Origin of the sequence: Photobacterium indicum (genome assembly GCF_003026215.1) — a bacterium.
GTDB classification, from domain to species: domain Bacteria; phylum Pseudomonadota; class Gammaproteobacteria; order Enterobacterales; family Vibrionaceae; genus Photobacterium; species Photobacterium indicum.
Map to the genome: position 1 here is coordinate 799369 of NZ_PYOC01000001.1, position 20694 is coordinate 820062.

Consider the following 20694-nt stretch of genomic DNA (forward strand, 5'->3'; position numbering starts at 1 on the left):
ATGTCGTCAATGTAAGTCATTGTTTTTTATTGGTTAAATGTTTTTGTGATCTTGATCTTATATCGCCGCTAGCCCTGTGTTTACGGGGTTTTTTCATAAAATACAAAGTTGTGGGGAAAGTGTTTTTTTGTTTGAAAAATATTTTTCATTTGTGTTTTTTTTTATTATATTGATTGCCAGTGAAACGAAACAAGTGTCGATTGGAAAATAATTAATCACACTACCTTAATCCTATAAATTAAATGCTGGAGAACGAACATGAGCAAAGTTCAATACGGAATCAGCCCTTTGACTTGGACTAATGACGACATGCCAGAACTTGGCGGTGAGATTGCTTTAGAAACGTGTTTGAGTGAAATGTCAGAAGCTGGCTTCACTGGTACTGAATTAGGTACGAAATACCCTCGTGAACCTGAAGTGCTTATTCCTCTACTAGAACAATACAATCTTGTTCTGGCTTCAGGCTGGTTTAGCGGTAATTTGATGACACTTACAGCAGAAGAAGAAATTGCAGCAATGCAAGTGCACATCAAACTACTGAAAGCTGCTGGCTGTAAGGCAATGGTATATGGCGAAGTGAGCAACTCTGTTCATGGCGACATTAATACACCACTTTCACACCGCGTCATTTTGACAATGGATGAGTGGAAAGTATACGCAGAGAAGCTGACTGTTGTTGCTGATTACTTATTAAATGAACATGGTATCAAACTGTCTTTCCACCACCATGTGGGCACAATTTGTGAGACAGAAGACGACATTAACCTTCTAATGGAACTGACTGGCGATTCTGTTCACCTAACGCTTGATACCGGCCATATCACATACGGTGGCGGTAACCCTGTAACAATGATTAAGCGCTGGGGCCATCGCATTGGTCACATGCATTTTAAAGACCTTCGATTAGGTGTTATGAAGACGGCGCGTGATGCAGACAAATCATTCCTTAATGCAGTTCTTGATGGTGTATTTACCGTTCCTGGTACTGGCGACGTTGACTATGACGATGTTTTCGCTGCACTGAAAGAGCGTAATTACGAAGGTTGGTTATTAGTTGAAGCAGAGCAAGATCCTGCAAAAGCGAATCCACTTGAGTTTGCTAAAACGGCTTATACAAACATTACTGGCTACGCAACTAAGTACGGTTTGTAATAACGACGTTTGTCGCTTTGTAATATTCAAAGCCGCCATCGGGGAATGGATGTTCCCCGATTAAAGAACTGACTACACAAATAATGGATAACACCGTGTAGGCAGGGCAGGGATGCCAATTTTTAGTGTGATGATGTTCGAGGAAGAAGATGAAAACTGTACGCCTAACTGTTGCTGAAGCATTTGCTAATTACTTAGCGGCACAAAAAATTGAAATTGATGGCAAAGTTGAGCAGCTATTTGGTGCTGCGTTTGCCATCTTTGGCCATGGCAATGTAACGTGCTTTGGTCAGCAATTAAAAAATATTGAAGATAAAATTCCGACGTGGCGTGGCCAAAACGAACAGTCAATGGCAACCGCTGCTATTGCTTATGCTAAAGCTAACCAACGTCGCCGTATTGGTATTGCAACTAGCTCTATCGGTCCTGGTGCAACGAATATGATAACGGCTGCGGGTATTGCCCATACAAACCGTTTACCTTTATTGTTAATTTCAGGTGATGCGTACATTAGTCGCCTACCTGATCCTGTATTACAGCAGCCAGAGAATTTCCATAATCCTTCTATTACGTGTAATGATGCCTTCAAGCCGTTAACACGTTACTGGGACCGCATTGTCTCTCCGGCTCAGATCATCCAGTCTTTGCCGCATGCACTAAACACCATGTTAGACCCTGAAACATGCGGTCCAGTATTTATTGGCTTACCGCAAGATGTTCAAGGCATGGCTTACGATTTTCCAGAAGCTTTCTTTGCCGACAAAGTACATCGCATTCGTCGTCCAGAGCCTGAAATGTTGGTGATTGAAGAAGCGAAAGAAATCCTATTAAACGCAGAGCGTCCGCTAATTATATCTGGTGGCGGTGTGCACTATTCACTCGCAACCGATGAATTAGCCGACTTTGCCGCAAAGCATAATATCCCAGTTGTCGAGACAATTGCTGGCCGTGCAACAATGTTGCAAGACAACCCTCTAAATGCTGGCCCAATTGGTGTTACAGGTTCAAATTCAGCCAATTACATGGCAGAACATGCCGATGTTGTTTTGGCTATTGGTACTCGCCTGCAAGATTTTACAACCGGTTCATGGTCGGTATTCCGCAATCCAGACATGAAACTTATCAGTATTAACGTAGCTAAATTCGACGCCATTAAGCATATGTCATACCCAGTGTTGGGTGATGCAAAAGCGTGCATGACAAAACTTTCAGGTGTGTTGGGTGATTGGCGTTCAGCGCAAGCGTGGGCAGATACGGCAAAAGAACAAGCAGATGAATGGAAGGCGGAAGTTTACCGTCGTACTCACCCTAAGAAAGGTGAGCTTTTACCGGGCACTTCTTCTTACGCTGAAGTCATTGGCAAGTTAAATACACAAATGGAAAAAGGTGACACCGTACTGACAGCTGCGGGTGGTTTACCTGCTGAATTATCAATGAACTGGCAGAACTACCAAATTGGTAAGTTCGATATCGACTTTGGCTTCTCTTGCATGGGTTACGAGATTGCAGGTGGCTGGGGTGCCAAGATAGCTAACCCTGATAATGATGTTGTTGTTCTGGTGGGTGATGGTTCTTATCTAATTCAGAATTCTGATATCTATTCATCAGTATTAACGGGTCAGAAAATGATTCTGGTTGTGTGTGATAACGGCGGTTTCGCGGTTATCAATAAACTTCAGAACAATACCGGTAATGAGTCGTTTAATAACCTTTTAGAAGATTGTCGTCGTCCTGATGGTGAGCTAGCACGGGTTGATTTTGCAAAGCACGCAGAATCACAAGGTGCAATCAGTGAAAAGCTCACATCGATCGACCAGTTTGATGCCGCATTTGTACGCGCTAAAGAAGCAGATCGTACTTACGTTATCGTTGTTGATATCGACCCTGTTTCACCAGCGGCTTGGTCTAAATGCGATTGTTGGTGGGAAGTTGGTTTACCAGAAGTTACTCGCAATGAAGGCACAGAGCAAAAAGTGGCTGATTGGCAAGAAGGTAAAAACCTACAGCGTCGGGGTGTTTAATTTACCTGCCGTTTAACTGAATTTTTCAACGCAATTTTATGACATTTTTGGTACTGCCTTTACACAAACTGTCGGCAGTACCGCCATGGAGATTATGATTATGTTTAATGAAGAACGCCGTTTTGAACAACCAATCCGCTGGGGCATGGTCGGTGGTGGACGTGGCAGCCAGATTGGCTACGCACACCGCAGTGCAGCACACCGTGATGGTCTATTTAAATTAGTTGCTGGTGCATTTGATTTAGATGCAGAACGCTGTCGTGAATTTGGTGTCAACCTTGGTTTAGATGCCGATCGTTGTTACAGCAATTATAAAGAGTTTTTTGCAGCTGAATCTAAGCGTTCTGATGGCATTCAAGCCGTATCGGTTGCCACTCCTAACTCAACACACTATGAAATTTGTAAAGCAGCGTTAGATGCGGGCTTACATGTTGTGTGTGAAAAACCCATCACATTCACCAGTGAAGAAGCTGAAGAATTAAAAGCGATTGCAGCCGAAAAGAACTGTGTGATCGGCGTAATGTACGGTTATAGCGGTTTCCCAATGGTACATCAAGCACGTGAAATGGTTGAGCGTGGTGATTTGGGCGACATTCGAGTCGTGAACATGCAATTTGCCCACGGTTTCCACAACGAAGAATATGAATTAAATGATCCAGGTCTTAAGTGGCGTGTAAGCCCTGCGGCATCGGGTCCGACTTATGTATTGGGTGATATCGGCACGCACGCTTATTACTTATGTGAAGTAATGACAGGGCTAGAAATTGATCGTCTAGCGTGTATGCGCCAAAGCTTTATTGCGTCACGTCAGCCACTAGAAGATAACGCACACGTCATGATGGAATTCAAAGGCGGTGCAGTGGGTACGTTATGGGCTTCTGCTGTTAACGCGGGTTCAATGCATGAACAACGCATTCGTATTGTCGGTTCAAAAGCATCCATCGAATGGTGGGACGAGCATCCAAACCAGCTTCGTTATGAAGTACAAGGTGAAGCTCCACGCGTTCTTGACCGTGGTATGGGGTATTTATACCAAGATGTGGAAGGTGTTGCTGCTAACCGTATCGGTGGCGGTCACGCAGAAGGCTTCTTTGAATCATGGGCAAACTTGTATCACCGCTTTGCACTAGCATTTGATGCTGCAGATCGTGATGATCAAGCAACATTAGAGAGCATTTGGTTCCCAGGTGTTGACGCTGGTATTGAAGGCGTTCGCCTTTGTGAGAAATGTGTTGAATCTGCTGACCAAGGTGCCGCTTGGGTCGCTTATAACGACTAGGGAATGATAACGATGACAAAGATTGCACTTCAGCAAGATCGCCTGCTGGATGCCATCGTACTAGGTCGCGCGGGAGTAGATTTATACGCCCGCGAAGCCAACACCGATATGGCAGACATTTCAGGGTTTAATAAATTTGTAGGCGGCTCTGCTGCCAATATCGCCGTCGCGATCAGCAAGTTAGGCGGCAAAACAGGTTTCATTGGTTGTGTGGCAGATGATGCGTTTGGTGGTTATGTACGTGGTTACATGACAGAGCAAGGTATTAATCTTGACGGCATGATGACCGACAATTCAGGTTCACGTACCTCTGTTGCGTTTACTGAAATGAAGCCAAACGATTGTACGGTACTTATTTACCGTAACAAGGCATCAGATTTAACACTAAAGCCAGAACAAGTTGATCCGGCATACATTGCACAAAGCAAAATGTTGGTTGTAACAGGTACGGCGTTATCTGAAAGCCCAAGCCGCGAAGCAACGCTAATCGCTATGGAACATGCCCGTCGCAGCAATACCGTTGTAGTGCTCGATGTTGATTACCGTCCGTACTCGTGGCGCACCGATGTTGACGCATCTATTTACTACGGTATTGCAGCTGGCTTGTCTGACATCGTGATTGGTAATCGCGAAGAGTTCGACATGATGGAAACCGTATTAGCACCAGGTAATACAGATGATGATGCCACGGCAGACCGATTCTTACGTGCAAATACACAGGTTGTGATTGTAAAGGCGGGCGAGCTAGGTTCGAAAGTGTACTGCAAAGATGGTCACAAATTCCAACAGGGTATTTTCCGTGTTGAAGTTAAGAAGCCTTTTGGTTCAGGTGATTCATTCGCAGGCGGCTTGATTTGGACATTAGTGAACGGCGGCGAGTTGGAAGACGGTGTGAAACACGGTTCAGCGGCAGCAGCAATTAATGTGAGTGGTAATAGCTGCACCGAAGCCATGCCAACGAAAGAAGTACTATTCGATTTTATTGAGACCCGAGAACAAGACCTTTAATTATTTGATAATGGTAAATAAAGGTTAATTAGGTCAGCCGGATCAGCAGACTGTATCTTGAATAAAGATCGTTAATGCATACCATCATGATTCGGCTCTTTTATATAAAACTTACCCAAAAGAAACGATAAAACTAAAAATGGGTAATGGAGGAGAAAGTAATATGGGTAAGCATATCCCACCGTTTGATAATAAAAATCAGCCAATAATTGACATTAATGATGATGTTTCACCGCTGTGTTATTTCAACCCTGTACGTTTAAAGCAAGGCGAAACACATACCCACACTGTAGATGGTTATGAATCTGTTATCGTGCTTGCTGGTGGTACTTGCTGCATTACAGTGTCTAATAGCAGCGCTGAAGAAATGGTGTTTGACAACATTGGGCAACGTGCATCGGTATGGGAAGGAAACCCAGAATCTGTGTATGTTCCTGTGGGCTCTACCGCTGTTATCGAATGTGTAAGTGAACAAGCAGATATCATGATAGCTGGTGGTCGCTATGAAGAAACGTTAGAACCTTTTGCCGTATTACAAGATAACGTTGATATGGTGCAGTACGGCTCTGATGACACTAAAACACACCGAAAAATTAAGCACGTACTGGGTCAGAGCAATGCAGATAAGCGTGGCCGTTTATTAGTGAGTGAACTGTTTACTGTTGGCGCTGGTGGCTGGTCTGGTTTTCCTCCCCATAAACATGATGAAGATCGTACTAAGCCAGATGGAAGCAAAGAAACATTGTACGAAGAAGTGTACCAGTTTCGTTTTAACCCTGATTTTGGTTTTGGTGCTCAATTCTTGTATGAGCATGAAGATGATTTTGGTCCGGTCTATCACGTTCGAACTGGCAGTGTGATTGCGATTGATAAAGGTTACCACCCAAGTGTCGCGGCACCAGGTTACGAGATGTATTACTTCACCATCATTGTAGGAAAAACGTCTAAATCGCTTGTTCAGCACTTTGATCCTCACCATGAGTATCAAGTGAATACGATTCCAGGCATCAAGGACATGATCGCCAAATTCAAATAACAAGGAAACGTTATGCTAGTTAACTTAAATGACTTATTACCTCAGGCTGCAGCATCCGATTATTCTGTGCCTTGTTTCAATGTTTTTGGTTATGAAGATGCTCGTGCTGTTGTAGATGCAGCAGAAGAAATGAACAAAGCTGTTATTTTGGCTTGTAACAAAGATGTCGTCGACTTCTATGGTGTTGAAATTGCGGCTGCAATGTTTTTACAGCTAGCGCACGATAGTTCAGTACCTGTTTGCTTGCATTTGGATCATACTTACGATGAAGAAATTATTTATCGTGCTTTAAAAGCAGGGTTTAGTTCAGTCATGTTTGATGGCTCTCAGTTATCGCTTGAAGATAATATTGCACGTACTAAAAAGGTGGCTGAGGTTGCCCATGCTTGCGGGGCATCCATCGAAGGCGAGATTGGCTCTGTACCTTATGAAGAAGGCCGTGATCACATTAAAACAATTGATACGTCCCCTGATGATGCTGCGCGCTTTGCAGAAGAAAGTAACGTAGATTGTGTCGCCATTTCGGTGGGAAATGTTCACCGCTTAACGACACCCACAAGCACAATTGATTTTGGTCTACTCGATCAGATTGCGAGTAAGGTGAGTAAGCCATTAGTTATTCACGGTGCAAGTGGTATTCGAAATGAAGACATGGCAAAACTGAAAATAAGCCGTGTGTCTAAATTCAATATCGGAACGTGCTTACGACAGGCTTTAGGTCATAATTTGCGCGATTTTATGAACAATGAGCCTGACAAATTTGACCGTATTTACTTCATGAAAAAGGCGATGCCTTATGTAAAAGAAGAAGCGATTCGCAACTTTAAACTATTGTCTTAAAATACATACCCTAAGAAATAGCATCTTAGGGTATTATTGTTATTAATTAGATACTTTCGACCGAGGAGAAGCGTTAGGTATGGAAGCTGAAAATACTTTATTAGAAGTGCCAAACGACCTCGACACTCTACGTGATTTGATTGTTAAGCGTTATGATAAGTTGAGTCAACGACTCCAGCAAGTTGCTGACTATGTAATGGCTCAACCGATGCTTGTTGCGGTTGAAACGATGGCGACGATAGCAGAACAGGCCAATGTTCCGTTATCTACACTGAGTCGTTTTGCTAATACGATGGGGTTCTCTGGCTTTAGTCAGATGCAAGCGTTATTTCGTGACCAATATTTGAATCGCCCTCGTGATTACAAAGAACGAGTACGTCAAGCACGCGAGCAAGATTGCTTTGAACCTGAATCACCAACAACTATTTTTCAGGATTATGGTGTCGCTAACATTGAAGCAATGGAACAGCTTCAAGTATCCGTTTCGCCTCAGAAACTTGAGCGAGCAGTATCGTTAATGGACAAAGCAGATACTATATATATTCAAGGGATGAGAAGGGCGTATCCCGTTGCATTTTACCTTTGGTATGCGTTAATGAAGTCTGATAACAATGTTGTATTGCTTGATGACCATGGTGGTATGTTAACCCCTATGACGCGCCGTATTAGCGAAAATGATGTATTAGTAACCGTGACTTTTACACCTTATGCGCCGGAAACTAGCGAACTGATTAAGCAAGCATTTGAAAAAAAGGTTCCTATTATTGCGATAACCGATAATCAAATGAATTCTCAGGGCAGTAAAATGGATGTTTGCTTCGAAGTACAAGAGGGGGAAGTAATGGGCTTCCGTTCTTTAAGTAGTTCAATGTATTTAGCGCAAACATTAGCGGTGAGCTTAATGTGCCGAGAAACTAAATAGTTAATAGTTAATAGTTAATAGTTAATAGTTAATAAGAAAGCTGACAGAAGTCAGCTTTTTTTGTATCTAAATAATAGGGCTTATCGAGAGGAATATTGAGGTTCAACTAACGTTTTCATACCGTGTAGCATCGCTTCTGCAATATCGTAATGGTCAGATTCCCATAGCTGATCGTTTAGAAATTCACCCGAATAAAACCCGTCGTAACCTGTACTTTTTATTGCCTCTACCCATTCTTGCAGTGGGATATCCCCTTCACCAAGAATGTAGCCGCGCAGTTCTTTCTCATCGACCCAAGGTTGACCACTAGCAGGACGTTTTCCATCAGAAAGGTGAACGTTATAGATTAAACACTTATCAATTTTTGCCATATCTTCAGGTGAAGCACCACGGCTTGCCCAAAAGTGCCATGTGTCGAGAACAAAGCCAAAATTATCACGGCCTACAGCATCATAAAGCCGGAAATAATCGCTGAGTTTCGCAATCGGTGTCCATGCGGCACCTTCATACTGAAAGCGGATCCCATATTCTTTTCCGATATCTGTAATATGCTGAATATTTTGAGCGGTGATATTAATGTTGTCTTCAACCGATAAGCCGTTTAGCGCTTCAAAAGCGTTTAGCTGAATCGTCGGGGCACCAATGTCTTGTGCGAATGCACACAGTATTTCGACGTCTTTAAATACTTTCTGCTGAGTTGCTTTATCTGATGCCTCAACTGAGCCAATAATATCAATGGCTGTTGGGGTGATATCAGCCAGCTCGAGTCGAGACTTAAGATCTTGGCTGGTAAACCCTGCGTGAATATATCGCCATAACTTATCGGTATGTATCTCTAATCCCTGATAGCCCGTTTCTTTTGCTAAACGAATGTCACTTACAATATTGTTATGAAGTGAACACATACCATGCAATGCATAACGCATATTAGCTCCTTGAAAAGATATTTAACTTGGCGGAAGGTTATTTATGAACGTTCTATTATTTGAACTTTTTCTATAATTACATTAATGAAAAATTTTTACTGTTAACTTTGTCTTTAAATGAATGTTTTTATATGCGCTATTCCTTTTCCTCTTGGTGTTGTTAGTTTTACTGGTGTGTTGATCTGTTTTGGGTTGATAAAAATTTATCGCTTGTCTCTTTTTGATGCTGGTTAGACAGCATGGTTTTATTTTTCTTCTTTCATAGTGTTTATTATTCACTAGGTAAATGCATTTTTTGAAATATATAAATATGCCAATTTTAAGAAAAAAGGCTGTTAAATTATCGACACGTTACCTTGTCCACAAAACGTTCACATCAAATTAAAAATAAATTGAAATGTTTGTTTCATTGCAATATCTTAGTTGAATGATTAATTTCATTTTTGATCTTGTTTGAATAATTGCTTTAAGGGATGAATTTTCGTTATGTCTAGATTGTTATCTAAATATGCAAAGGCGGATCGACAAGGTAGAACGCAGTCGATAACACCTGAAAATGCAGGGTGGGGGTATGTTGGTTTTGAAGTGTATGAGTTAGAAAAAGGTCAGCATTTAGAATTACCAGCAAGCGCTAATGAAGTGTGTTTAGTACTTGTTGCTGGGCATGCCTCTGTAACAACACCAAGCGCATGTTTTGAGAACATCGGCGATAGAATGAGTCCTTTTGAGCGTAAAAAACCTTACGCTGTCTATGTAACGGCAGGCGAATTGATTAAGGTTGTCGCCAATACCGCACTTGAGTTGGCACTGTGCCAAGCACCAGGAAGTGGTCGCTTACCAACAAGGCTGATTACCCCGAACGATATTGATGCAGAGCACCGTGGTAATGGTAACAATCAGCGTTATGTGCACAATATTTTGCCTGATTATAAAGAGGCAGACAGTTTACTGGTGGTAGAAGTCTACACCGATGAAGGGTGCACAAGTTCATACCCAAGCCATAAGCACGATCAAGATGCAGCACCCTCAGAAACCTACCTTGAAGAAACCTATTATCATCGCCTTAATCCTGAACAAGGATTTTGTATGCAGCGTGTTTATACCGATGATCGTGAATTAGATGAGTGCATGGCGGTATATAACAAAGATGTTGTTCAAGTGCCTAAAGGCTATCACCCCGTTGCGACAATCGCAGGTTATGACAGTTATTACCTCAATGTAATGGCAGGGCCAACACGTAAATGGCTGTTTACCTGGGAGCCCGATCACGATTGGATCAACTCAAACGATTACGCAAAAAAGCACGTTACTCGTTAATGTCGCTTTTGGCTTGAATGATTAATAACAGAGAACAAATAACGATTTTCTATAACGTAATACCAATGTAAACGAAGACTTATTTAGGTTGGTATAAATACTTAATGTTGCTAAGGAGTTAGGCATGTTTAATATCGCTTTGTTTGGTGCCGGTAGAATTGGACAGGTTCATGCTGTCAATATTAATAATCACCCAGAAACGAACTTGTACTCAGTGATTGACCCTTATTTGGAAGGGGCACAAAAGTTAGTTGATAGCTATCAGGCAAAAATTCAGTCTGTTGAAGAAGCAATGGCTGATCCAAACGTACATGGTGTTTGCATTGGTTCAGCAACAGATACACATGCTAACTTAATCGAACTTGCTGCCATCAACGGCAAGGCAATCTTCTGTGAAAAGCCGATTGATCTGGAGTTGAGCCGAGTAAGAGATTGCTTAGCAGTTGTTGAAAAACACAATGTACCAATGTTGGTTGGGTTTAACCGCCGTTATGATCCACAATTTCGTCAGCTAAAAGAACAGCTAGGTGCAGGCACGATTGGTAAGGCTGAATCGCTTTTAATTACCTCTCGCGATCCCTCACCACCGCCAGCAGAGTACAGCCAAGTTTCGGGTGGAATGTTCCGTGATATGACGGTGCATGATCTGGATATGGCACGTTTCATTATTGGTGAAGATCCGGTGTCGATCACGGCGCACGGCAGCTGCATGGTTGATCCTGCGATTGGCGAAGCCGGCGATATTGATACTGCAGTATTAGTATTACAGTTCCCATCAGGGGTGATGGCGACCATCGTAAACAGCCGTCGGTCAGGTTACGGTTATGATCAACGTCTAGAGCTTCACGGTGAAAAAGGCTTACTACAAGCAGGCAACATGAAAGAAAACTTGGTACAGCATTGGGGTGATGTTGGTTGTACCAGCGCTAAACCGCAACCTTTCTTTTTAGAGCGCTATCAAGATGCATATATCGCTGAATGGCAACATTTTGCAGATGTTTTAGCGGGTCGTTGCAAGCCTGAATGTAGTGGTGTTGATGGTGAGTTTGCTTTGGTGCTGGCTGAAGCGGCTTTAGAGTCAATGAAATCAGGGAAAACGGTGATCCTTTAACGATCTAATACCTTATTTTTAGCCAGACTAATAAATTATTAAGGGTCTCTTTCCATGAGATCCTTTTTTGTGGTCAATAAAATCAATGCATTAAGTAACTTCTTACGCTAGTTTATATTAAGAAAAGCATCGCTAATTTTATCCCGAACCCACTTATGCACCTGATCGTTTTGGTGCCTTTCATGCCACATTCCACGAATAGTAAGAGTCGGTAAACTAAATGGGCACGCCTTTAATTCTAATCCGTATAACTTACTTCCTTGCTCTGCGATAGATTCTGGCAAGAAGGCAATCAATTTAGAATTAGGTAATAGTGCTAACTGTAAATTGAGGGATTCAGCATAGAGTCCAACTTTTCGTTCTGACAGTCCCATATTTTTACCGTATTGGCTTACTGGATCATCGTGATCATCGAGCAAGCTGGATTTGATATGAGGGTAGCGAAAAATGGCTTCTGTACTCCAGTTATTCAGAGCGGGGTTATGCTTATCTAGCAAGCACACTAAGGATTCATCGATAAGGCGTTTTTGCATAAAACGCGGATTAGCCTTCAGTCCCGCTCCAATGATCATATCTAGCTTTCCGCTATCGAGTTTTTCATAAGCGTTATTGTCCAGTATCTGCACATCAAAGATGATGTTAGGTGCTTCATCATTGATAGTGTGAAATGCCTTTGATAGGTAAGAAGCAACAATAAAGTCATGAGTCTGAAGACGAAAGTGGGCATGAACTTGCGAGAGTTCTAAAGCTTTTGGTGTCAGTAAGGTGTCGATTTCACCGAGAATAAAACTGAGTTTATCGGATAATTCTAATGCCCGTGCTGTAGGCTCTAATCCTTTGGCATTTCGTATAAAAAGAGGATCATCGAAAACAATTCTCAGCCTAGAGAGTGTGTGACTCATTGCTGATTGGGTGACATTCATTTTCTGCGCTGCACGCCCCACATGCCGCTCTTCAAGCAATGCTCGTAAAGATTTAAGCAGATTTAGATCGACTTTAGCTATATGACTTTCATTCATAATGTTTATTAATTGTAATCAGTTCAATTAATAATGATGCAGATCTAAACTCTAAGCAACTCGAAAAATGGAAAGAATAATATGAATATTTTAATTACTGGCATTATTGCTTTGCTTTCAGCTTTCTTCTTATTTGCTGGCTCAATAAAATTGCTGGGCTGGCAAAAAATGATTTTTGAAAAACAAATAGAGTTCTTTCATTCTTACGGACTTAATCGTCAGGTAATGGCGCTGGTAGGTGTCGTTGAGTTGTTTGGGGCAATTACCATTTGGTTCCAGAGCAGCATACTAGGATTGCTAGGAGCCATGGCTCTGCTTGGCACTTCTTTAGGGGCTATCTATTTTCATTTACGTTTTGATACTTGGAAAGATGGCATTCCGGCGGTGATGACGCTGATCCTTTCAGGAGTGGTTGTTTTCCTTGGCTATGTCATTTTCTAGGCAGAAACTTAATTGCATGATTATTGAGGTTATCAAGGATCTGACTAATTCAGATCCTTAATACCGTACTTTGCCTCACATGTTGTGGGGCGTTTTTTATTGATCGTTTCCGGTTTTAAACGCCAGCGATACCGCTAATGTTTGTGCAAGACAGAACGATGCTGATTGTGATCGGAATGCATCCACTTTTGCCTCTTTCACCACGAAACAGACGTCGCTAAAGGCTGCTAGCGGGCTTAATTGGCTGTCTGTAATCACCACTTGCTTTGCCCCTGCCTTGCTGACTATCTCGCTTAATTTTACGGTTTCCTCAGCGTAGGGAGAGAAGCTGATAGAGATAACAATATCTTTGGGTCCCACCATACTGAGCTGTTCTTGAAACATCCCACCTAATCCATCAATTAGAAAAGCGCGGCGCTCTAAATGGCGTAATGCATAGGTTAAATACGATGCGATGCTAAATGAACGACGTAGGCCAATCAGATAAATATTATCGGCGTTAGCAATTAACTCGACCGCTTGATTCAGTTTATCGGCCGATGTTTGAGTGGCTAACTGCTCCATGGCTTGGCTGTTTGCTCGGGCAAAATCTTGCAATATATCAATAGGGTTTTCAGGCGGTGGTGACGCATCATCTAACTCTTTAAATAAGCGTGCGCGATCAGTGTAGCTGGTGGTTTCTTCAACAAGGTTTTGACGAAACAGTTGTTTCATTTCATTAAAGCCTTTGAAGTCAAAAGCATTTGCGAAGCGGATCAGCGTTGAAGGGGGTACTTGCGCTTGCTCAGCAATAACTGCAACCGTGTCAAAAGCGATACTGTTGTGGCTCTCTAATACATACGCGGCGACTTGTTGCAGCCGTTTGCTTAATTCGTTATATCGATTACGAATTTGCTCTTCTAATTCAGATAGCGTGGTAGCTGCAGACATTTTTAACTTCCTGTCGTTAACGCTTTATAAGTCTGGCAATTATATGATAGTGAAATGAAAATTTCAAAATGTGCGATTAAATTATGTCTGGTTGGAATATATGTTTCAGTTTATCAGCAGTAGAGGGGGGGACCGAGGTGCTTCAAACTCAAAAAGGCCACGGATTAAAGAATCCGTGGCAAAGTTTCCTACAGTTACAACTTTGTTAAAGAGTAAATGTTTACGGGGGTTATTTACTCTTTTTCTGTCGTTTCATATCGAAAATGACAGCAACAACAATGACTAAGCCTTTTACGACTTGCTGCCAATAGGCCGAGACATTCAATAAATCAAGCCCATTTTGCAGTACACCCATGATCATGACGCCGACAATCGTGCCCTGAATTGTACCGATACCGCCAGCGTGAGATACCCCACCAACGGTTGCAGATGCGATAGCATCAAGCTCATACATCACACCAAGGCCTGGTTGACCAGAGTTAATACGTGCAGTCAGAATCAGTGCGGCAATACCTGCTAGTAAACCGGCATATACATAGACAAGAATCTTGTATTTGGTCACGTTAATGCCAGATACATATGCGGCCGTTTCATTACCACCAATGGCGTAGGCGTATTTACCAAATCGAGTGTAATTAAGCAGCACATAGGTAATGAAAGCCATTACCAAAAATATCACCACAGGCACGGGCACATTGGCAATGGTTCCTTGACCAATCCACTGGTATGACTCGATTAGGCTACTGACTGGGCGACCATCTGAATACAGTAGTGCTGCACCACGAGCGATAATCATCATACCCAGTGTTGCAATGAAAGGAGGGATACCCGTATAAGCAATAAGAGCACCGTTTATCAAACCACATAATGCACCGACGGCAAGTGCCACTAAAATTGGCACGATAACAGGTAGCTCTGGCAGGTTAGGGTACATTCTCATGCCCCAATCAAGTGATTGGGCGGTACTTGCTGATACAACGGCTGCAACAGCGAGAACAGAGCCGGAAGAAAGATCGATACCTCGTGTAATGATGATAATGGTAACGCCAAGCGCCAGCAGACCAATACTTGCCATTTGTGTCATTACGTTAAGTAGGTTGGCCACTGTTAAGAAAACAGGAGACAAAATACTCATCACAATACACATTGCGACAAAGACAAAATAGATAGCGTATTTGGATATGAAGCGTTTTGTATTTGCGCCCTTCGGTTGATCTGAAGTCGCTTGAAGAAGTTTAGCTAGCATAACTACATTCCTTGATTCGTTTTGGTTTAGCTAATGTGGTGGCGTTAGTTAAAAGCCATTGACATTACTTGTTGCTGAGAGGCTTCTTTGCCGTCAAGTTCACCCTTCAGCTTGCCTCCATGCATGACCAGTATTCGGTCGCTCATTCCTATCACTTCAGGCAGTTCAGACGAGATCATGACTAAGCTTTTGCCCATACCTGTGAGTAATCGCATTAGTTTATAAATTTCAGACTTCGCGCCGATGTCAATACCGCGTGTCGGTTCGTCTAAAAAGAGGATGTCTGGTTTGGTTAGCATCCAACGTGCAAGTAGTACTTTCTGTTGATTACCACCGCTGAGGTTATCAATTTTTTCTTCCATACCCGGTGTTTTGACTTTTAATTTGGTGCACTGGCTAGCGCAATCTTTTTGCATCGAACGTACATCAAGCACGTTCACAACTTTATTACGGTAAGCATCAAGATGAGCAATAGAGGTATTAGCGAAGATATCAAGCATCAAGTAAAGACCCGAATGGCGTCGATCTTCGGTTAAAAAGGCCATTTTATGACTGATTGCATCTTGAGGCGTTTTGATTTCGACGTTTTCGCCGTTAATCCAAATTTCGCCTACATCGTGTTTTCTTACCCCAAATAAGGTTTCGATAAGCTCGGTGCGTCCAGCGCCAACAAGCCCTGCAATACCTAAAATTTCACCTTCATGTAGTTTGAAGCTAATGTTGTCAAATACACCGTCAACGCTCAGATTTTTTACTTCTAGACGTACTTTTCCAGGTTTCGCTGTAGGAGGTGGGAATACATCGCCTAAATCACGACCAACCATCATCTGAACAAGTTCTTCATGATTAGTGCTTTGTGCTTCACGTTCGCCGATGTAACACCCATCACGGAATACTGTTATATCGTCACAAATACGGAAGATTTCATCCATTTTATGGCTGATGTAAACAATGGATACGCCTTGCTTCTTTAACTTTTCGATGATTTCAAATAGATGGTCAACTTCTTTGCCAGTTAAAGCAGAGGTGGGTTCATCCATAATAATAATTTTTGAATTGTAGGAAATTGCTTTAGATATCTCGATCATTTGCATTGTCGCAACGGTAAGTTCGCTCATTGGCGTACGTGGGTCGAGGTGCAAATCTAATTTTTTTAAGAGTTCAGTCGTATCATGGTACATTTTTGCATGGTCGATAAGACGTAATGGACCTTTAAGCGGCTCACGCCCTAACCAAATATTTTCAGCAATACTACGGTGAAGAATAGGAGATAGTTCTTGGTGGATCATTGAAATCCCAGCTTCTAGTGCTTCTTTGGTTCCATTATAATTAACTTGTTCTCCTTGATAACGAATCGTGCCGCAGTCGCGCTGATAAATACCAAACAGCACCTTCATTAGGGTGGATTTACCCGCACCATTTTCTCCCATTAAAGCCATTACGCGACCTTTTTTTAACGTTAATTGCACATTATCGAGTGCTTTTACGCCGGGAAATGTTTTGGTAATACCACGCATTTCTAATAAGACTTGGTTCATGCTTTCTGCTCCAATTAGGTTGTTCTATGTGCCAATGTTCAGGCACACAGAACATGTCAGTACGAGGGATAATTAACCTTGTTTAGCTTCAAATTCAGCTAGGTTATCCTTAGTAACGAGTTCAGCAGGAATCCACGTTATTTTGTCGCGAGGGGTTTTGTTAATACCGCTAAGTGCTGCATCAATTGCGCCACGAGCTTGGCTACGACCATCTTGGAATACGGTTGCGTCTAGTGCGCCTTTTTTGATAGCCATTAAACCATCAGGGGTTGCATCAACACCAATGACGATAGTATCGTCAAGTTTACCTGCAGCACGTAATGCCTGAATTGCCCCTAATGCCATATCATCATTGTTCGAAATAATGATGTCTAGCTTGTCACCAGAGTTGATCCAGTTCTCCATAACAACCATTCCTTGAGAACGCTGCCATAAAGCGGTTTGCTTACGAATAATGTTGTATTCAGGTTTTTCTTTGAAGAAATCTTCCACACCTTGAGTACGTAAAATGGCTGCTTCAACCGTCATCATACCCATGATAATACCGATGTTACCGCCATCTGAGTGTGATGCTGCGTATTTCGCTTGCTCTTCACCAAATCGAAGTTCTTCAGAACCCACGTACGCGACACCATCAGGAAGGTAGGTAGGGCGGCGATTTAAGTAAACAAGTTCAATGCCAGCTTTTAAAATGTCATCGGTCATAGGTTGTGTTGCATCGGTGTTTACTGGTACAAGAATGATGCCGTCAACTTGTTGAATAATGAAATTTTGAATTTGGCCAAGCTGCTTTACAGTATCTTCTTTAGCATCAACAAAAATGAGTTCGAGGTTGTCTTGCTTTTCTGCATAAGCACTCATCGAATCTTTCATATTTACCAAGAATGTGTCATCAAAGTTCGGTATAGCAACACCAATTCGAGTCACATTACTGTCAGCTTTCTCTCCGCCACAGGCTACAAGTGCCATTAACCCCGTAATAAAAAGCACCCCTTGAACTGCTTTTTTAGGCTTATTCATTAATTGCTTTATATATTTAGTGCTTTGTTGAAATAGCGTAGTCAATCCACTTGTCGTAATTGGCATGTCTGCCTCCTTGTTATTAGATGCTTCTTCAGCAAATTTAAAATGCGATTTCATGCATTAAGTTAAATCTCCATTTAGAGCTTCTACTTAATTACCGACTAGAATCACATCTCATATTTTAATCGTGAGTTTTTTTATTCATATTGGTATGAAAAATATTTTCTAAACTCAGTGAGGATTACTATAGGTTGTCGTTTCTTTTATAACCACCACTGATGTTAATTAAATGTATAAAATGCTACTTCGATCTCATATAAAATTTAAATGCAAATCTATTTTCCTTTGTAAGTTATTGATTTTAATTGCTATGTGTTATTTTTTTGAACTTGGTCACGAAAGGAGAGATTGAGTTGTAATGCGCTTATGGCATATTTGTTAGCAAATATGTTAATGAAAAAATATTTTCAAAATTTATGCTTCGATTATAAATTGACCGAAGTTATGATGGGTGTAGTGTACGGAACACACAGGACTATTAATCATGATGTATCAATCTGATAAGGCTGCTGGTAAGACAACTTACGCTGTAATAGTGATTTTTAAAGGCCTTAGATGCTTACCGCAGGATTAACTTCAATGGTTTTATTTCCTGAAAATATTAACCGACATGTGGATTTACTTATTTTAATAAAACAATAAAACAATAAAACGTCAATTAATTGTGTGATTATTTGAGGCTACTTTTTATGAATTAGATCAAAACGCTTTTTATATTGATCCCGAAGAGTAAATTGACTTACCCAAAGAATCAGTACAGAACAAACAGACTTAAGATCACAAAAAAAAATATTCATTTCGTTTTTTGTTGATAATGAAACATTCATTTCGTATAACTGAGTCATTGAAATAATCCAACCACGATGACGCGTTGATTGTCGTTTTATAACGTGCTTTGAGAAAGGAATCGAAAATGAAACATGACAGCAAAACATTAGATCTTATTTGTATGGGACGGGTGGCTGTTGACTTGTATGGTCAACAAATTGGTGCGCGTTTGGAAGACATGGGCTCCTTTTCTAAATACCTTGGCGGGTCGTCGGGCAATGTTGCTTACGGTACTGCCCGCCAAGGTTTGAAATCATCGATGTTGGCACGAGTAGGCGATGAACACATGGGACGATTTCTTCGCGAAGAGCTCAATAGTGTCGGTGTTGATACGAGTTATTTGATTACCGATGAAGAGCGTTTAACGGCACTTGTTATTCTTGGTATTAAAGATGAAGAAACTTTCCCACTTATTTTTTACCGTGATAATTGCGCTGATATGGCGATCACAGCCGATGATGTGTCAGAAGAATACATTGCTTCTGCACGTTGTTTAGCCATTACAGGTACACATCTATCTAACCCTCAAACGCGTGATGCAGTACTTACCGCTTTAAAATATGCCCGTCGTAATGGTGTAAAAACAGCGCTAGACATTGATTACCGCCCCGTTCTATGGGGATTAACGTCGTTGGGTGATGGCGAAAATCGTTTTATTGAATCAGGAAAAGTAACAGACCAACTACAAGAAGTATTAGGGCTGTTTGATTTGATCGTTGGTACAGAAGAAGAGTTTCACATTGCGGGCGGCTCAACTAACAGTATCGATGCCCTTCGTGCAGTGCGTCAGGTAAGCCAAGCTGAACTCGTGTGTAAAAGAGGGGCGTTAGGCTGTTCTGTATTCAGTAACGACATTCCTAATGATCTGGATGATGGTATTACCATTCAAGGTGTCAGAGTCGATGTATTAAATGTGCTAGGCGCAGGCGATGCCTTTATGTCGGGTCTATTACGTGGCTATTTAAGTGGCGAAGGCTGGGAAAAAGCGTGTGCTTACGCCAATGCCTGTGGGGCATTAGTGGTTTCTCGTCATGGTTGTGCACCATCTATGCCTACGAAAGTAGAGCTCGATGATTACTTAAGCCGTGCTAACGACGTACAACGCCCTGATATAGACGCACGTTTAAACCATCTACACCGTGTTACCACCCGTAAACCTAATTGGGAAGAATTATGCGTTCTCGCGTTTGACCACCGTGTTCAATTTGTTGATATGGTGCGAGAAGCTGGAGCCGATTTCGACAGCATAAAGCCGCTAAAAAAACTCATTTTACAAGCGAGCCAAGAAGTTGCCAAAGAAGCGGGATTACAAGGTAAAGCGGGCATTTTGTGTGATGGTACGTTCGGGCAAGATGTATTAAATGAAGTCACTGGCTCTGGCTGGTGGATAGGGCGACCAATCGAACTTCCTGGTTCTCGTCCGCTGTGTTTAGAGCATGGCAATATTGGCTCTCAGTTAGTTAACTGGCCGCTTGAGCATGTGGTTAAATGTTTAGCCTTTTTCCACCCCGATGATCAGCATCCACTGCGCTTAGAGCAAGAAAGCATGATCAAAGAAGTGTATGCCGCTTGCTGCCAATCAGGTCATGAATTGTTGTTAGAAGTAATTTTGCCTGCAGATATGCCATCGTCAGATGATTTGTATCTGCGTGCTGTGCAGCGTTTCTATAACTTAGGGGTGAAACCTGATTGGTGGAAGTTGCCGCCACAGTCCGTAGAAGGTTGGAACAACATTAGTGCCGTGATTACAGAACGAGATACATACTGCCGAGGCGTGGTGATCTTAGGGTTAGATGCCCCAGAAGCAGAATTGAAAGCTGGCTTTACCGCAGCTGCCAACCAACCATTAGTGAAAGGCTTTGCTGTTGGACGCACTATATTTGGCCAACCTTCTCGTGACTGGTTAGCGGGTAATATCGATGATCGCGCTTTAATAGAGAAGATTAAAGCGAACTACCACAACTTAATTACCTTGTGGCGTCAGCGCGGATAGGAGC

17 protein-coding genes are annotated in these 20694 nt (G+C 42.1%); 11 read left to right on the forward strand and 6 right to left on the reverse strand.

The features are described 5' to 3' along the window. Window positions 1-258 precede the first annotated feature (258 nt). The 7 genes from iolE (at window position 259) to C9J47_RS03450 (ending at window position 8258) form a co-directional block, all read left to right on the forward strand. Window positions 259-1152, forward strand: a complete 894-nt coding sequence (gene iolE / locus C9J47_RS03420; protein ID WP_107252254.1) for a myo-inosose-2 dehydratase — start codon at window positions 259-261, stop codon at window positions 1150-1152. A 149-nt stretch (window positions 1153-1301) separates the two neighbouring features. After that, complete coding sequence (gene iolD / locus C9J47_RS03425; RefSeq protein WP_107252255.1) at window positions 1302-3173, forward strand: 3D-(3,5/4)-trihydroxycyclohexane-1,2-dione acylhydrolase (decyclizing); 1872 nt, start codon at window positions 1302-1304, stop codon at window positions 3171-3173. 100 nt (window positions 3174-3273) lie between these two features. Next, the gene (locus C9J47_RS03430; protein WP_211321680.1) at window positions 3274-4452 is read left to right on the forward strand and encodes a Gfo/Idh/MocA family protein; all 1179 of its coding nucleotides are present in this window, start codon (window positions 3274-3276) and stop codon (window positions 4450-4452) included. Between the two features lie 12 nt (window positions 4453-4464). Continuing rightward, on the forward strand, window positions 4465-5460 hold the full coding sequence (gene iolC, locus C9J47_RS03435; protein WP_107252257.1) for a 5-dehydro-2-deoxygluconokinase: 996 nt from the start codon (window positions 4465-4467) through the stop codon (window positions 5458-5460). Window positions 5461-5623: 163 nt separating this feature from the next. After that, a complete protein-coding gene (locus C9J47_RS03440) occupies window positions 5624-6496 on the forward strand; it encodes a 5-deoxy-glucuronate isomerase (protein WP_107252258.1) in 873 nt (290 codons plus the stop codon). 12 nt (window positions 6497-6508) lie between these two features. Beyond that, entirely contained in the window at window positions 6509-7336 is an 828-nt protein-coding gene (locus C9J47_RS03445; RefSeq protein WP_107252259.1) for a class II fructose-bisphosphate aldolase, read from the forward strand. A gap of 79 nt (window positions 7337-7415) precedes the next feature. After that, a complete protein-coding gene (locus tag C9J47_RS03450; RefSeq protein ID WP_107252260.1) occupies window positions 7416-8258 on the forward strand; it encodes a MurR/RpiR family transcriptional regulator in 843 nt (280 codons plus the stop codon). Between the two features lie 80 nt (window positions 8259-8338). On the opposite strand, the gene C9J47_RS03455 is transcribed toward C9J47_RS03450, so the two are convergent. Next, the gene (locus tag C9J47_RS03455) at window positions 8339-9184 is read right to left on the reverse strand and encodes a sugar phosphate isomerase/epimerase family protein (protein ID WP_107252261.1); all 846 of its coding nucleotides are present in this window, start codon (window positions 9182-9184) and stop codon (window positions 8339-8341) included. Between the two features lie 486 nt (window positions 9185-9670). On the opposite strand from C9J47_RS03455, the gene iolB reads away from it, so the two are divergent. Further along, window positions 9671-10501: a 5-deoxy-glucuronate isomerase gene (iolB, locus tag C9J47_RS03460; protein ID WP_107252262.1), complete on the forward strand. Its 831-nt coding sequence runs from the start codon at window positions 9671-9673 to the stop codon at window positions 10499-10501. A gap of 124 nt (window positions 10502-10625) precedes the next feature. Next, complete coding sequence (gene iolG / locus C9J47_RS03465) at window positions 10626-11612, forward strand: inositol 2-dehydrogenase (RefSeq protein WP_107252263.1); 987 nt, start codon at window positions 10626-10628, stop codon at window positions 11610-11612. A 107-nt stretch (window positions 11613-11719) separates the two neighbouring features. On the opposite strand, the gene C9J47_RS03470 is transcribed toward iolG, so the two are convergent. Then, entirely contained in the window at window positions 11720-12631 is a 912-nt protein-coding gene (locus tag C9J47_RS03470; RefSeq protein ID WP_107252264.1) for a LysR family transcriptional regulator, read from the reverse strand. Window positions 12632-12712: 81 nt separating this feature from the next. On the opposite strand from C9J47_RS03470, the gene C9J47_RS03475 reads away from it, so the two are divergent. Next, entirely contained in the window at window positions 12713-13072 is a 360-nt protein-coding gene (locus C9J47_RS03475; protein WP_107252265.1) for a DoxX family protein, read from the forward strand. Between the two features lie 96 nt (window positions 13073-13168). Here C9J47_RS03475 and C9J47_RS03480 read toward each other — a convergent pair whose 3' ends face one another. The 4 genes from C9J47_RS03480 to C9J47_RS03495 all read right to left on the reverse strand — a co-directional run bounded on the left by C9J47_RS03480 (window position 13169) and on the right by C9J47_RS03495 (window position 17872). After that, window positions 13169-14002, reverse strand: coding sequence for a MurR/RpiR family transcriptional regulator (locus C9J47_RS03480; protein ID WP_107252266.1), 834 nt, complete (start codon window positions 14000-14002; stop codon window positions 13169-13171). Between the two features lie 229 nt (window positions 14003-14231). Continuing rightward, the gene (locus tag C9J47_RS03485; protein WP_107252267.1) at window positions 14232-15248 is read right to left on the reverse strand and encodes an ABC transporter permease; all 1017 of its coding nucleotides are present in this window, start codon (window positions 15246-15248) and stop codon (window positions 14232-14234) included. Between the two features lie 44 nt (window positions 15249-15292). Then, a complete protein-coding gene (locus C9J47_RS03490; protein WP_107252268.1) occupies window positions 15293-16786 on the reverse strand; it encodes a sugar ABC transporter ATP-binding protein in 1494 nt (497 codons plus the stop codon). 72 nt (window positions 16787-16858) lie between these two features. Beyond that, window positions 16859-17872: a sugar ABC transporter substrate-binding protein gene (locus C9J47_RS03495; RefSeq protein WP_107244895.1), complete on the reverse strand. Its 1014-nt coding sequence runs from the start codon at window positions 17870-17872 to the stop codon at window positions 16859-16861. A 910-nt stretch (window positions 17873-18782) separates the two neighbouring features. Here C9J47_RS03495 and C9J47_RS03500 point away from each other — a divergent pair. Beyond that, window positions 18783-20690, forward strand: a complete 1908-nt coding sequence (locus C9J47_RS03500) for a bifunctional 5-dehydro-2-deoxygluconokinase/5-dehydro-2-deoxyphosphogluconate aldolase (RefSeq protein WP_107252269.1) — start codon at window positions 18783-18785, stop codon at window positions 20688-20690. The last annotated feature ends 4 nt before the right edge of the window (window positions 20691-20694 follow it).